This is a genomic window from Thalassospira permensis NBRC 106175 (assembly GCF_000714555.1).
GTDB classification, from domain to species: Bacteria; Pseudomonadota; Alphaproteobacteria; order Rhodospirillales; family Thalassospiraceae; genus Thalassospira; species Thalassospira xiamenensis.
The window spans coordinates 376,479-389,911 of the sequence record NZ_AUNC01000001.1; the positions used below are offsets into that span (position 1 = coordinate 376,479).

The following is a 13,433-nucleotide window of genomic DNA, read 5'->3' on the forward strand; positions in this document are numbered from 1 at the left end:
GGCAATCTCCCTATTCCGCGATCCGCGTGCTATTGTTGGGCAGCAATGCATCAATATCGACAAAGCTGTTGCCGACCAGCGGCTCGACCTGACGTTGGGGCACATGGCACTGCGTGCAGAAATAGCGCCGTGGGCTGACCGCGGCCAAAAACTGACCGTCCCGATCCATGAAATGGGTGATCGAAACCATCGGTGCGCCGCTTTCGCCGGTGCGTGAGCGCGCATGACATGACAGGCATTTATTGGCGTTTTTATCGATCTGATATCCTTCGATATCGTGCGGGATGGTTGGCGGCTGTTCGGGATAATTGCGCGGGCGTTTCTGGTCCGTATCCTCGAAGTTGCTGATCCGCGGTGCCTCGCTCTCCTGATCGGGGGCGGTGCTGCGCAGGGTGGTGATCGGTTCGGCGGCATATGCCGCGCCAGCAATTGCAATAATCGCCAGCGCCATGAGCCATTTCGGGGTCATTTTCATGGTTTCCTCCCTCACACCTTTTCCAGACGGACGGCGCATTTTTTGAAGTCCGTCTGTTTGGACATCGGGTCGGTGGCGTCCAGCGTGACTTTGTTGATCAGCTGGCTTGCATCGAACCACGGCACAAAGATCAGGCCACGCGGCGGTTTGTTACGGCCGCGTGTTTCAACGCGGGTGCGCATTTCACCCCGTCTTGAAATCACCCGGACCTCGTCGCCGCGTCGCATGCCCATTTCGGCGGCATCGTCGGGATGGATGAAGCAAAGTGCGTCCGGGAACGCCCGGTAAAGTTCGGGCACCCGTTCGGTCATCGAACCGGAATGCCAGTGTTCCAGCACACGCCCGGTACACAGCCAATAGGGATATTCTTCATCCGGGCTTTCGGCAGGCGGCTCATACGGCAGGGCAAAGATGCGTGCCTTGCCATCCTTGTGGCCGTAAAATTCGACCCCGGCCCCCGGCGTGACATAGGGATCGTACCCTTCACGGTAACGCCACAGGGTTTCCTTGCCGTCCACAACAGGCCAGCGCAGGCCGCGTACTTCGTGGTATCTGTCGAACGGGGCAAGGTCGTGACCATGGCCGCGGCCAAAGGTCGCGTATTCCTCGAACAGGCCTTTTTGAACGTAGAAACCGAAATGCTTGGCTTCGACGTTGTTATAGTCCGGTGCGGTATCTTCGAGCGGGAATTTATTGACCTGTCCATTCTGGAACAGAACGTCAAACATGGTTTTGCCACGCAGTTCCGGTGCCTTGGCCAGAAGGTCTTCGGGCCAGACTTCCTCGATCTTGAAGCGTTTGGAGAATTCCATCAATTGCCACAGATCGGATTTGGCTTCGCCCGGCGCGTCGACCAGCTGATGCCACATATGCGTGCGGCGTTCGGCATTGCCATAACAGCCTTCTTTTTCAACCCACATCGCAGTCGGCAGGATCAGGTCGGCGGCCTCGCAGGTGACGGTCGGATAGACGTCTGAAACGGCAATGAAGTTTTCCGGGTTGCGGTAACCGGGCCAGCCTTCCTCGTTCATGTTGGCGCCAGCCTGCATGTTGTTATTGCACTGGACCCAGTACGCGTTGAGCTTGCCGTCCTTGAGCATCCGGTTCTGAAGCACTGCATGGTAGCCGACCTTGTCGGGAATTGTGCCTTCGGGCAGTTTCCAGATTTCTTCGGCGTGTTTGCGGTGTTCGGGATTGGTCACCACCAGATCGGCGGGCAGGCGATGGGAAAACGTGCCGACTTCGCGTGCGGTACCACAGGCCGAGGGCTGCCCGGTCAGCGAGAAGGGTGAATTGCCCGGTTCGGCGATTTTACCGGTCAGAAGATGGATGTTGTAGCAAAGGTTGTTGGCCCAAACCCCACGGGTATGCTGGTTAAAGCCCATGGTCCAGAAGGATGTGACCTTGATTTTCGGATCGGCATAAAGTTCGGCCAGAGCTTCGAGGCGCTCCTTGGGAACGCCGGTCATTTCATGGACCTTATCAAGGGTGTATTCCGAGACGAATTCGGCGAACTCGTCAAATGTCATGTCGGTCGAGCCACCGGCATCCGATGCATTTTGGGCCGATTGTTCGCGCGGATCTTCGGGGCGCAGGCCATAACCGATATCGATGTTACCGCGGCGGAAGATCGTGTGTTTGTTGACAAAATCGGTATTGACCCGGTCGGTCTGGATGATGTGATTGGCGATATAGTTCAGGATCGCCAGGTCGGTCTGCGGCTTGAACACCATCGGGATATCGGCAAGGTCAAAACAGCGATGTTCATATGTTGAAAGAACCGCGACCTTGACATGCGGGGCCGACAGGCGACGATCAGTGACACGCGTCCAAAGGATCGGGTGCATTTCCGCCATGTTCGATCCCCACAGCACAAACGCGTCGGCGGCTTCCATGTCGTCATAGCACCCCATCGGTTCGTCCATGCCAAATGTGCGCATGAAACCGACAACGGCGGACGCCATGCAATGACGTGCATTGGGGTCAAGGTTGTTGGATCGGAAACCGGCCTTCATCAGTTTGGAGGCGGCATATCCTTCCCAGACCGTCCATTGGCCGGACCCGAACATCCCGACGGAAGTCGGACCTTTTGCCTTGAGTGCGGCTTTCCATTTTTCGGCCATCACGTCAAAGGCCTCGTCCCACGAGACGGGCGTGAAATCGCCGTTCTTGTCATAGACACCGTTCTTTTTACGCAGCAACGGCTGTGTCAGGCGGTCCTGGCCATACATGATCTTTGACAGGAAGTAGCCTTTGACGCAGTTCAGGCCACGGTTAACCGGGGACAGGACATCGCCATGGGTGGCAACCACATGGTTGTCCTTGGTCGCGACCATGACGGAACAGCCGGTGCCGCAGAACCGGCAGGGGGCCTTTGACCATTTGAGTTGGGTGTGTTCCGAATCAGTCACCAGATTTTGTGCCGCAGCAGGCAAACTGATGCCAGCAGCCGCGGCGGCAACGGCGGCGGCTTTTGCTTTCAGGGCATCGCGACGGGATATCTTTGCCTTGAACATTGTTAATTTCCTCGAGCCAAAGGTCAGACGGATTATTGGTTGTTATTGGGCGTTTTCATTGTGATGGAAGACCAGGTTAACCCCCAGAACACCGGGGATGTCGCCGATCTTTTTCATGCCGTCTGCGAGCTGTCGGTCGCTTGCGGCTTCCATCACGACAACGATCTTTCCGGACGGGTCATCGGCACTGATTTCAGTGTCGGGCATGTTCAGAAGGGCTGCCTTGATTGCTGTCATATTTTCAGGGCGAGACTGAATGATCATGCTGGAGATCACGCCGACTTTGTCATCCATGGGCTATCTCCGTGGAGGGTTTGATTGAAATGGCATCAACCGGGCATGCGCTAAAACAGGCACCACAGCCGGTACAAAGATCGTCGTCGATCAATACGCGGGCGCGACCGCCCAATTGCGGAATGATGCGGATCGCGCTTTCCGGGCAGACATCACCGCAGGAACGGCAATAGATACCGTTTTCGGCAAAGCATTTGCTGCTGACAGAAACGTCAAGATGCCAAGGGGCGGGAGCCGAACGATCAAAAACCGGTTCGTTACAGGCATCCGCACAGGCTTCACAGAAGGTGCATTCGCCTTTTGCGAAGTCGATTTCCGGGTGTCCGTTCGGACCGGCCTTGATGATGTTTTCCGGGCATGCGGGAATGCAGTCACCACACGCGGTGCAGTGATCTTCGAACCCCCATGACCAAGGAGGCCGGATGATATTTGGCGTGTGCTTTTCCCCTGTGTCCGCGGGCAAACCGCGCAGACCGGAAAAGAAAGCACGCCTACTGGTAAGTTTCGGTGCAGATGACATGACGACGTTCCCCGATATTACATCGGTGGTCCAGGAGGCCCGGCAAACATCTGATAAATCCAGATTGAAAATCCAAGCCCGCCGACCAGCGCAACCGCCAGTACCGGGGCCAGGACAACAGCCAGCAAAACGAAGCAGCGCAATTCAGTTTTGCGCCGTGTGCCGGAATCCATCGTTTGAATATCTGTCATCGGTTCCCTCTCTTTTCAGGCTGGAAACCGTTTCTTTCGCACTTTGTATCCCCTGCGAAAGCCGGTGTTCTCTTGTGAATTACTTTGAGTACCCACAAGCAACGTAGGGGCTATGCACAGGGCATTCAACCATGAATGATTTAAAGTTTGCAATTATTAAATTATAAGTATTCTAAAAAGGGCGGTGAGGGTGCGGGATGCTTGGCATATTAATTGTTGGTGTTAGAAGCGGTCGATCACAGTAACGCCGGTGCTGACGAAATTATCCATATTCATCAAGGCCGTTGCGCCCTCGGCCAGGGTGACTCGATCCCTGATCAGTTTTTGTGGCGCGAGTTTGCCGGTCATGATCATGTCGATCATCGCGTCATAGCGAAATGCCTGCATGCCGTGGCTACCAAGGATTTCAAGTTCGTGGGCAACCACGCGGTCCATCGGAACGCGAGCATGGGCATGGTCGCCGGTCATAAGGCCGATCTGGATGTGCTTGCCGCGTTTGCGCAAACATGACACCGAATTGAAACTGGTGATCGCACTGCCAAGGGCATCGACGGATACATGTGCCCCGCCGCCAGACAGGTCCCTGATCGCGGACGGAATGTCATCACAGGTTTTGGCGTTAAGGATATCGATCGCGCCCAGTTCACGGGCAAGGTCAAGCTTGGCATCGTCGATATCAACCGCGATCACGCGTGCACCAGCCGCTGCTGCGATCATGATGGCTGACAGCCCTACACCGCCGCAGCCGTGAACGGCTACGATTTGACCGGCACTGACTTTGCCCTGGTCAATCACGCCACGGAAACTGGTGGCGAAACGACAGCCAAGGCTGGCGGCTGTGGCGAAATCCATTTCATCGGGCAGGCGCACCAGATTGGTATCGGCATAGTCAATCGCGACATATTCGGCAAAGCTTCCCCAATGGGTAAAGCCCGGCTGGAACTGATGATCACAAACCTGATGATTGCCGCTGTGGCATTCCGGGCAATGGCCGCAGCCCGAAACGAACGGGACCGTGACCCGGTCGCCGACTTTCCAGCGTTTGATATCCTTGCCAACCGCTTCGATGGTGCCGGCAAATTCATGGCCGGGAACGTGGGGCAGTTTCACATCGGAATCATGACCCATCCAGCCGTGCCAGTCGCTTCGGCAAAGCCCCGTCGCCCCAACCTTGATGACAACACGGCCATTTTCCGGTGTCGGATCGTCCAATTTCCTGACTTCAATTGGGCCCTGATATTCGGTGAAAAAGGCAGCGCGCATGATCGTTCCCCGGTTCGTTTGGAAAGACTTTGATCAAGTATTGTCGGGTTCATCCCCGCGATGCAAGCGCGTAACTTTTGGTACGCCTACACCTGGTTTTGGTTGTGGCTTTGGCGGCTGATACCGGCCCCACGGGGATTTATCCATATTGGTTTCACCCGCGCGTCCCCATGGTCCACGGCCCGCACGTTTCATCCGTTCACGGCGTGCCGCACGTTCGGCCTCGTATGCCGCGGCCCACGGCGGTGGTGAGGCATTGGTTGCATTGCTTTTGCGACCTGGCCGGTAAACACCGAAAACCGGGACCTGTTTGGGGCCGCCCTGCCAAAGCGGGATATAGCGATATTTAAAGAACGGGATCAGCGCCAGACCGGCAAAGAAACCGGCAATATGGGCCAGAATGGCCACCCCCTGTTCGGCACCACTCGACAGATTGACGAACTGCATGCCGATCCAGAGACCAAGGACGGCAACCGCCGGAACGTAAAAGATAAAGACCCAGAAGAACCACACCAGAACCCGTGCCTTGGGATACAGAAGGAAATAGGCTCCCAATACCCCGGCCAGCGCCCCGGATGCGCCGATCATCGGAATTTGCGATGTGGTATCAAGCAAGCCATGGCCGAGTGCGGCGGCAATACCGCAAACAAGGTAAAACACCAGAAATCTGAAATGCCCCATGGCGTCTTCGACATTGTTGCCGAATACCCAAAGATACAGCATGTTGCCGCCGATATGCATCCAGCCGCCATGCATGAACATGGCGCTAAAGATCGACAGGAATTCAAAGCCCGGCGGAAAAACGGCAAGCTGCGGGGGTAATTGGGCATTCCCGAACAGAACCGCAGGAATGGCACCATATTGCAAATTGACCTGAAACTGGCTTTGCGGTGCAAGGGACATGGTTAACAGGAACACGACGACATTAACGGCGATCAGGCCATAGGTCACCCATGGGGTGATTGTCGTCGGGTTGTTATCCTTGATTGGCAGCATCGGCTATCGTCCGGTCCCGTGGCTTATCCAAATGGGCTGGGTGGTACTGCACAATCAGGCGACATGTGATCGTTCACAGCTTTCAAGAGTATTGCGCAAATATGTCCCCAACTGGCGGAACTCCTTTTTACGGGCGGAACTGCGCCTCCAGACCAGTCCTATACGTCGAACCGGAACCGGATTCTGGAAAGGAAGGATGGCCAGAGAGTCGGGGCGGCGTGCCTCCACCTCCAGCGACATTTCCGGAAGCAGGGTGGAGCCGATCCCCGCCGATACCATCTGAACCAGCGTTGACAGGCTGTTGGCCTGGAAATCGGCAGATTTGCTCCAGCCGGCTTTCTGGCAGACTTCCAATGCCTGATCGCGCAGGCAGTGGCCGTCCTCAAGCAGCAGCAGCTTTTCATCCTTGATGTCGGTGATGTCGATTTTCTTTTTGCGCGTCAGCGGATTGTCCGGGCTGCAGGCAAAAACGAATCTGTCTTCGAACAGGTCCATTTCTTCGAGCCAGTTTTCCTCAATCGGCAAGGCAATCAATGCGATATCAAGTTTTCCGGCGGCCAGAAGTTCTATAAGCTTGGCTGTCTGGTCTTCGCGCAGGAAGGGCTGCAATTTCGGGAAACCGGCCCTGAGGCGGTTGATGACATCAGGCAAAAGATAGGGGCCGATTGTCGGGATCACGCCAAAATTGATCGGACCTGAAAGGGGTTCGGTCGCTGACTGTGCCATCATGGTCAGTTCATCAACTTCCTGAAGAATATTTCGCGCCCGCGAGACAACTTCACGTCCAAGCGGCGTGATCAGGACCTGACGCTTGTTGCGTTCCACCAACTGGGCGCCAAGCAGGTTTTCAAGCTCGCTGATGGCAGCCGACAGGCTTGGTTGCGTGATAAAGCACGCTTCGGCAGCCCGGCCAAAATGGCCGGTTTCCGACAATGCGACCAGATATTTGAGCTGCTTTATGCTTGGTTGGGCAGCCATAAATTTTTCCTATCGAACATCGAAATTAATTCTATTGGTCTTAGTTAGTTCATTTAACTACAAATCGCCAGCAAGGAGTGCATTATTGCACTTGCGAACAAAATTTGTACGGCCTGTCGGGGGCCGTCTTTGGGATAAATTCAAACCAAGGTTAGGAGTAACCAATATGCTTACAGTTGGCGATACGCTTCCAGAATTCAATCTTACCGGCGTTTCGGGCAAAGGTCCGGACAGCTTCGCACCGGTTACCGACAAGTCCTATGAAGGCAAATGGAAGATCCTGTTCTTCTGGCCGAAAGACTTCACCTTTGTTTGCCCGACCGAAATCGTTGGTTACGGCGAACTGAACGGTGACTTCGAAGACCGCGATGCGGTTCTGCTTGGTTGCTCGACCGATACCGATTTCGTCCACGCTGCATGGCGTACCCACCATGAAGATCTGGGCGACAGCCCGTTCGTATGGCTGGCTGACGAGAAAAAAGAACTGTCGAACGCGCTTGGTGTTCTGGCCAAAGGCGAAGGCGTTGCTTTGCGCGCAACCTTCATCATCGATCCGGACAACATCATCCGTCACGTTCAGGTTAACGACCTTTCGGTTGGTCGTAACCCGCAGGAAGCCCTGCGTATTCTTGACGCGCTGCAGACCGACGAACTCTGCCCGTGCAACTGGAACCAGGGTGAAGCAACCCTTTAAGGTTTTCCAGACCGATTTGGATCCGGGCTTTTGCCCGGATCCGCTTTCAGTCCATCGGTGAAATTAATCCATGTGCCCGCAAAACTTGCGGTGTGCGCGATGGCTGAGGGCCTTTTTCAGTTTTGAATTTCATTCTTCAGTCAAAAGGGGATGCTTCAATGTCTTCCATTTCCGAAATCAAAGACGTCATGCCGGACTATGCCAAGGATCTGAAGCTGAACCTTAGCAGTCTTGCCAACAATCCTGGTATGACCGATCAGCAGGTCTATGGCACTGCCCTTGCGTGTGCCTATGCATCGCGCAACGCAAAGCTTCTGAAAGCTGTTGCCGCCGAAGCCAAAACCAAGCTGAGCGACGAAGCGTTTCAGGCTGCCAAGGGTGCGGCGGCGATCATGGGGATGAACAATATCTATTATCGGTTCACACACCTTGTGTCCGAACCGGAATACGCCACCATGCCCGCGCGCCTGCGCATGAACATCATCGGCAAGCCAGGCATCGACAAAGCCGATTTCGAACTGTTTTCGCTTGCGGTTTCGGCGATCAATGGTTGCGGGATGTGCATCGACAGCCACGAGAAAGTTCTGAAAAACGCCGGAATCAAAAAAGAAACTGTTCAGAATGCGGTGCGCATTGCATCGGTGATACATGCGGTTGCGGTTGTTCTCGATGCCGAGGATGCGTTGGCGGAATAAGCTAGGTGCACCAAACTATTCGAAAAGCCCCGCTGCATTGCACAGGCGGGGCTTATACATTGAGAGGCAGAAGGATTTGTTATGATCCTTCTGCCTCTTTTTCGTTTGATCAGGCCGCAACCGGTTCGATCTGACGAAGCAGCTTTTGACTGGCTTCGATGATCTGATCCGGCTGATCGAAATGCGGGATGTGGCCGCAGTCGGCAAGGATCATTTTGTTCGCAGTACCGCTGACCTTATCGCAAATAATGTGGACCTGCTCGTCGCTGCCGAACTGGTCGTCATTTCCCTGAATAACCAGTATAGGGCAGGTGATGTTGGGCAGTTCGTCAATCATCTGCCAGTCGCGAAATGCCGGTTGGCGCCACGTATCGACCCAGGCACGGAATACGTCATCGGTCTGGAAGAAATGATGGCGTTCGAGTTTTGATTTCCAATCCGTACTGGCATAGATCGATGCCGCTTCATTGATCCCGGCAATCGTGACGTCCTCGACAAAAACATGTGCGGCTTCGCTGACGACGGCACGAACATTGTTCGGGAACCGGGCGGCATATTTAAGCGCGATGGTGGCCCCGTCACTGTGGCCAAACAGGATCGGGCGATCAAGGCCAAGTTCCCTGATCAGACCATGGAGATAGATATCGGTTTCCGTGTTGTGGAAATCGATGGGCCGCGGGATATCGTTCGGACCGTGCGGATCGGATTTTCCGTGACCGCGCCGTTCGTAAACAATCACCGGATGGCCGGTTGCGGTGGCGAGCTTTGCCGGGAAATCGCGCCACATGCGGATGGTCCCGAGTGCCTCGTGCAGAAACAGGATCGTTGGGGCATCCGGCCTGACATTGGTCGGGATGATCTGCTGACAGGACAGGCTGATGCCGTCCACAGTGACGTAGAAATTCTCGTTTTGCATGGTGCGTCCGATTTATCGGTAATTTAGTGCGTAAATATTGAATTGGATAATGGACAAAAAAACGGGGCCCGGCAAGTACCGGACCCCGTCGAATTTTCCGTAACCGGAAAACCGGCTTATTTCAGCGCGGCGCAGGCACGTTTGATGCGTGCGCAGGCTTCGGTCAGTGCCTCGGTCGAGGTGGCATAGGAAATGCGGAAATACGGCGCAAGACCGAATGCCGAGCCCTGAACCGCGGCAACGCCCTCGGCTTCGAGAAGGTATGTCACGAAATCGGTATCGGTTTCGATGACTTTGCCATCCGGGGTTTTCTTGCCAATCGTGCCGGCACAGGACGGATAGACATAAAACGCGCCTTCCGGCTTTTTGCAGGTCAGACCTTCGCATTCATTCATGGCCTTGACGACCAGATCGCGACGTTCCTTGAACACTTCGGCGCGTTCTTTCAGGAAGTCTTGCGGGCCGTTAAGGGCTTCGACCGATGCGGCCTGACTGATCGAGGAGGTATGCGTGCTGGACTGCGATTGAACTTTGTTGATCGCCTTGATCAGTTCAACCGGGCCTGCGGCATAACCAAGACGCCAGCCGGTCATGGCATAGGATTTCGACACGCCGTTACAGGTGAGCGTACGCGATTTCAGTTTCGGTTCCACCTGTGCGATGGTGGTGAATTCGAAACCGTCATAGACGAGATGTTCATACATGTCGTCGGACATGACCCAGACATTTTCATGTTTGAGCAGAACATCGGCAATTGCGCGCAGTTCGGCGCGCGAATAAGCCGCACCGGTCGGGTTCGATGGCGAGTTCAGAACAACCCATTTGGTTTTTGGCGTGATCGCGGCTTCAAGTTCGCTTGCCGTGATCTTGAAGTCGTTTTCTTCCTGACATTCGACGACAACCGGAACGCCTTCGGCCATCAGGGTCATGTCTGGATAGGACACCCAGTACGGTGCCGGAATAATGACTTCATCACCCGGGTTCAGCGTTGCAAACAGCGCGTTGAAAAGCGTCTGTTTGCCGCCGCAACCGACGGTGATTTCGTCGATCGTGTATTCCAGGTCATTTTCACGTTTGAACTTCGCGACAATCGCCTTGCGCAATTCCGGAGTGCCAGCGACCGGAGTGTATTTGGTCTTGCCAGCATCAAGGGCTGCTTTGGCGGCGTCTTTGATGTTGTCGGGGGTATCGAAATCCGGCTCGCCTGCGCCAAGGCCGATCACATCAACGCCGGCAGCCTTGAGTTCGGCAGCCTTGGTGGTGACAGCAATGGTAGGAGAGGGTTTGATACGGCTCAAACGGTCGGCAATAAACGCCATTGGTCTGTTTCCCTGGAATGAAATGAAATAGAAAGAATCGCTTTCTTTCGGTTCGGACCCTACGCCCGTGTTTAAAGCAATTCAAGGCAGTTTCGCGCCTTTTGTGGGTTCTTTGGGATGAAAACGGCCCGTCGCAGCATCCGATCCGAAAGTCATGAAGATTTAACGCGATAGTCCGGTCCCTGTTCCGGCGTTTTTTGTCCTGACGTCTCCTGACAACTGCTGACAGCAGTTGTCAGGGCCGGGGCTTGCGATGTTGTCGCGCTGGCCTATAACTATAGGCATGTCGAAAAAGGGATCGATCTGATGAATGCGCCGATACATGACGGCTTGCCGGAATTCTTGCTGAAACGCCGCCCGCCGGTTGCGGGATCGCGGGAATTCAAACTGGTGACGGATTACCAGCCCGCTGGTGATCAGCCAAAGGCGATTGCCGAGCTGATGGAGGGGATCACTCGCGAAGAACGCGATCAGGTGCTGCTGGGGGTGACCGGGTCGGGCAAGACCTTTACCATGGCCAACATCATCGCCAAAACGCAGCGACCGGCTCTTGTACTAGCTCCGAACAAGACACTGGCGGCACAGCTTTATTCGGAAATGAAGGCGTTTTTTCCCGAAAACGCGGTCGAGTATTTCGTATCCTATTACGACTATTACCAGCCCGAAGCCTATATCCCGCGCTCCGACACCTATATCGAAAAAGACAGTTCGATTAACGAACAGATTGACCGGATGCGACATGCGGCAACGCGCGCGATTCTGGAGCGCAATGACTGTATCATCGTGGCGTCTGTTTCCTGCATTTACGGTATTGGCGCGGTCGAGACCTACCTTGAAATGACACAGCGGATTGCGGTTGGCGATGAGGTTGATCGCAACCTGATCATGAAGCGGCTGGTCGAGTTGCAATATACCCGCAACGACGCCGCATTTTCGCGCGGGACATTCCGGGTGCGTGGTGACGTTCTGGAAATCTTCCCGGCCCACGCCGAAGACCGGGCATGGCGTGTTTCCATGTTTGGTGACGAGGTCGAGGAACTGGCGGAGTTTGACCCGCTGACCGGGCACAAATTTGCCACCATGGACTCGGTCACCGTCTATGCCAATTCGCACCACGTAACCCCGCGTCCGACACTGGTGCAGGCGATGACCGGCATCAAACAGGAATTGAAAGACCGGCTGGCGCAGTTCCAGCAGGAAGGCAAGCTTCTGGCGGCCGAGCGGATCGAACAACGCACGATGTTCGATCTGGAAATGATGGAAACGGTCGGGCATTGCAAAGGGATTGAAAACTATTCCCGCTGGCTTTCGGGACGCAATCCGGGTGAACCACCGCCGACATTGTTTGAATATCTGCCGGAAAATGCGTTGTTGTTTGTTGATGAAAGTCACGTTGCCGTGCCGCAGATCGGCGGCATGTTCAGAGGTGACTATAATCGCAAATTCACCCTGTCCGAACATGGCTTCCGCCTGCCGAGTTGCGTGGATAACCGCCCGCTTAAATTCGAGGAATGGGAAGCCATGCGCCCGCAAAGCGTGTTTGTGTCAGCAACGCCGGGCAATTGGGAAATGGAACGCACGGGCGGTGTATTTACCGAACAGGTCATTCGCCCGACCGGTCTGATTGATCCTGTTTGCATCATTCGTCCGGTGGAAACACAGGTCGATGATCTGCTGGCCGAGGCAAAGGCCTGTGCCGCCAAGGGGCAGCGTGTTCTGGTCACGACGCTGACCAAACGCATGGCCGAGGATTTGACCGAATATCTGCATGAGCATGGGGTGCGGGTCCGTTACCTGCATTCGGATATCGACACACTGGAACGGATCGAAATCATTCGCGATCTGCGGCTTGGCGTGTTTGATGTTCTGGTCGGCATCAACCTTTTGCGCGAAGGTCTGGATATTCCGGAATGTGCGCTTGTTGCCATTCTGGATGCGGACAAGGAAGGTTTCCTTCGGTCGAAAACATCGCTGGTGCAGACCATCGGGCGTGCGGCGCGTAACATTGATGGCCGGGTATTGCTCTATGCCGACAAGATGACCGACAGTCTGGAATATGCGATTGGCGAAACCAACCGCCGCCGCGAAAAACAGATTGCCTATAACGAAGCCAATGGCATCACGCCAGAATCGGTGCGCAGCAAAATCCGCGATGTTCTGGAAAGCGTTGCCGAGCATGATTACGTCACGGTCGATACCGGCGTTTCGGGTGATGTCCTGATCGGGCACAATCTGCGTGCGCATATCGAAGACCTTGAAAAACGCATGCGTGAAGCCGCTGGAAACCTTGAATTCGAGGAAGCCGCCCGCCTGCGTGACGAGATCAAGCGCCTTGAAGATCAGGAACTTGGCCTTGCCGATGTCGGGCCGATGGCACGCAGTATTGGGACCGTCGGGCCAGGGTCAAAATCGGCCAACAAGTCGAAATACAAGGGGCGTCGACGCAGCGGACCTTGAGGCCTGTTCGTCTGGATAGTTGTCTGACATTTCAATGTAGTCATATAAGTTGAGTCTAATTGAATGGCCTTGAATTTTTAGACTAAGGAAGCAGTCTTTCGTTGAAATCGATCAGCTAG

At 54.9% G+C, this 13,433-nt stretch carries 13 protein-coding genes; 3 read left to right on the top strand and 10 right to left on the bottom strand.

Going from position 1 to position 13,433, the window contains the following annotated elements; genetic code table 11:
• Positions 1–10 precede the first annotated feature (10 nt).
• The 8 genes from SMB34_RS01655 to SMB34_RS01690 all read right to left on the bottom strand — a co-directional run bounded on the left by SMB34_RS01655 (position 11) and on the right by SMB34_RS01690 (position 7,233).
• On the bottom strand, positions 11–475 hold the full coding sequence (locus tag SMB34_RS01655) for a nitrate reductase cytochrome c-type subunit (RefSeq protein ID WP_084716440.1): 465 nt from the start codon (positions 473–475) through the stop codon (positions 11–13).
• An 11-nt stretch (positions 476–486) separates the two neighbouring features.
• The gene (napA, locus tag SMB34_RS01660; RefSeq protein ID WP_007090077.1) at positions 487–2,991 is read right to left on the bottom strand and encodes a periplasmic nitrate reductase subunit alpha; all 2,505 of its coding nucleotides are present in this window, start codon (positions 2,989–2,991) and stop codon (positions 487–489) included.
• Between the two features lie 42 nt (positions 2,992–3,033).
• Complete coding sequence (locus tag SMB34_RS01665; protein WP_037987361.1) at positions 3,034–3,285, bottom strand: chaperone NapD; 252 nt, start codon at positions 3,283–3,285, stop codon at positions 3,034–3,036.
• Positions 3,278–3,805: a ferredoxin-type protein NapF gene (gene napF, locus SMB34_RS01670; RefSeq protein ID WP_037987362.1), complete on the bottom strand. Its 528-nt coding sequence runs from the start codon at positions 3,803–3,805 to the stop codon at positions 3,278–3,280. The genes SMB34_RS01665 and napF overlap by 8 nt, the downstream gene beginning before the upstream one ends.
• A 17-nt stretch (positions 3,806–3,822) precedes the next feature.
• Positions 3,823–3,996, bottom strand: a complete 174-nt coding sequence (gene napE, locus SMB34_RS01675) for a periplasmic nitrate reductase, NapE protein (RefSeq protein WP_007090074.1) — start codon at positions 3,994–3,996, stop codon at positions 3,823–3,825.
• Positions 3,997–4,218: 222 nt separating this feature from the next.
• A complete protein-coding gene (locus SMB34_RS01680; protein WP_037987363.1) occupies positions 4,219–5,259 on the bottom strand; it encodes a zinc-dependent alcohol dehydrogenase family protein in 1,041 nt (346 codons plus the stop codon).
• 33 nt (positions 5,260–5,292) lie between these two features.
• Positions 5,293–6,255: a rhomboid family intramembrane serine protease gene (locus SMB34_RS01685; protein WP_037987364.1), complete on the bottom strand. Its 963-nt coding sequence runs from the start codon at positions 6,253–6,255 to the stop codon at positions 5,293–5,295.
• A 54-nt stretch (positions 6,256–6,309) separates the two neighbouring features.
• Positions 6,310–7,233, bottom strand: coding sequence for a LysR substrate-binding domain-containing protein (locus tag SMB34_RS01690; RefSeq protein WP_037987366.1), 924 nt, complete (start codon positions 7,231–7,233; stop codon positions 6,310–6,312).
• Between the two features lie 166 nt (positions 7,234–7,399).
• Here SMB34_RS01690 and SMB34_RS01695 point away from each other — a divergent pair, with 166 nt between their 5' ends.
• Together SMB34_RS01695 and ahpD are read left to right on the top strand one after the other, a co-directional pair.
• Positions 7,400–7,927 carry a peroxiredoxin gene (locus tag SMB34_RS01695; RefSeq protein ID WP_007090070.1) on the top strand — a complete coding sequence of 176 codons (528 nt, stop codon included), beginning with the start codon at positions 7,400–7,402 and terminating at the stop codon, positions 7,925–7,927.
• 158 nt (positions 7,928–8,085) lie between these two features.
• Complete coding sequence (ahpD, locus tag SMB34_RS01700) at positions 8,086–8,622, top strand: alkylhydroperoxidase, AhpD family (RefSeq protein ID WP_007090069.1); 537 nt, start codon at positions 8,086–8,088, stop codon at positions 8,620–8,622.
• A 109-nt stretch (positions 8,623–8,731) separates the two neighbouring features.
• Here the strand turns inward: ahpD and SMB34_RS01705 are convergent, their stop codons facing one another.
• Together SMB34_RS01705 and SMB34_RS01710 are read right to left on the bottom strand one after the other, a co-directional pair.
• Positions 8,732–9,538, bottom strand: a complete 807-nt coding sequence (locus SMB34_RS01705) for an alpha/beta fold hydrolase (protein WP_037987367.1) — start codon at positions 9,536–9,538, stop codon at positions 8,732–8,734.
• 116 nt (positions 9,539–9,654) lie between these two features.
• Positions 9,655–10,857 (bottom strand): aspartate transaminase, encoded by a 1,203-nt coding sequence (locus SMB34_RS01710; protein ID WP_037987368.1) that lies wholly within the window; start codon positions 10,855–10,857, stop codon positions 9,655–9,657.
• Positions 10,858–11,163: 306 nt separating this feature from the next.
• On the opposite strand from SMB34_RS01710, the gene uvrB reads away from it, so the two are divergent.
• Positions 11,164–13,314: an excinuclease ABC subunit UvrB gene (gene uvrB / locus SMB34_RS01715; protein WP_037987369.1), complete on the top strand. Its 2,151-nt coding sequence runs from the start codon at positions 11,164–11,166 to the stop codon at positions 13,312–13,314.
• Positions 13,315–13,433: the final 119 nt, after the last annotated feature.

Excerpts from the sequence above, each read along its gene's own strand:
- SMB34_RS01655 (WP_084716440.1), bottom strand. The coding sequence starts at position 475 with ATGAAAATGACCCCGAAATGGCTCATGGCGCTGGCGATTATTGCAATT.
- napA (WP_007090077.1), bottom strand. The coding sequence starts at position 2,991 with ATGTTCAAGGCAAAGATATCCCGTCGCGATGCCCTGAAAGCAAAAGCC.
- SMB34_RS01665 (WP_037987361.1), bottom strand. The coding sequence starts at position 3,285 with ATGGATGACAAAGTCGGCGTGATCTCCAGCATGATCATTCAGTCTCGC.
- napF (WP_037987362.1), bottom strand. The coding sequence starts at position 3,805 with ATGTCATCTGCACCGAAACTTACCAGTAGGCGTGCTTTCTTTTCCGGT.
- napE (WP_007090074.1), bottom strand. The coding sequence starts at position 3,996 with ATGACAGATATTCAAACGATGGATTCCGGCACACGGCGCAAAACTGAA.
- SMB34_RS01680 (WP_037987363.1), bottom strand. The coding sequence starts at position 5,259 with ATGCGCGCTGCCTTTTTCACCGAATATCAGGGCCCAATTGAAGTCAGG.
- SMB34_RS01685 (WP_037987364.1), bottom strand. The coding sequence starts at position 6,255 with ATGCTGCCAATCAAGGATAACAACCCGACGACAATCACCCCATGGGTG.
- SMB34_RS01690 (WP_037987366.1), bottom strand. The coding sequence starts at position 7,233 with ATGGCTGCCCAACCAAGCATAAAGCAGCTCAAATATCTGGTCGCATTG.
- SMB34_RS01695 (WP_007090070.1), top strand. The coding sequence starts at position 7,400 with ATGCTTACAGTTGGCGATACGCTTCCAGAATTCAATCTTACCGGCGTT.
- ahpD (WP_007090069.1), top strand. The coding sequence starts at position 8,086 with ATGTCTTCCATTTCCGAAATCAAAGACGTCATGCCGGACTATGCCAAG.
- SMB34_RS01705 (WP_037987367.1), bottom strand. The coding sequence starts at position 9,538 with ATGCAAAACGAGAATTTCTACGTCACTGTGGACGGCATCAGCCTGTCC.
- SMB34_RS01710 (WP_037987368.1), bottom strand. The coding sequence starts at position 10,857 with ATGGCGTTTATTGCCGACCGTTTGAGCCGTATCAAACCCTCTCCTACC.
- uvrB (WP_037987369.1), top strand. The coding sequence starts at position 11,164 with ATGAATGCGCCGATACATGACGGCTTGCCGGAATTCTTGCTGAAACGC.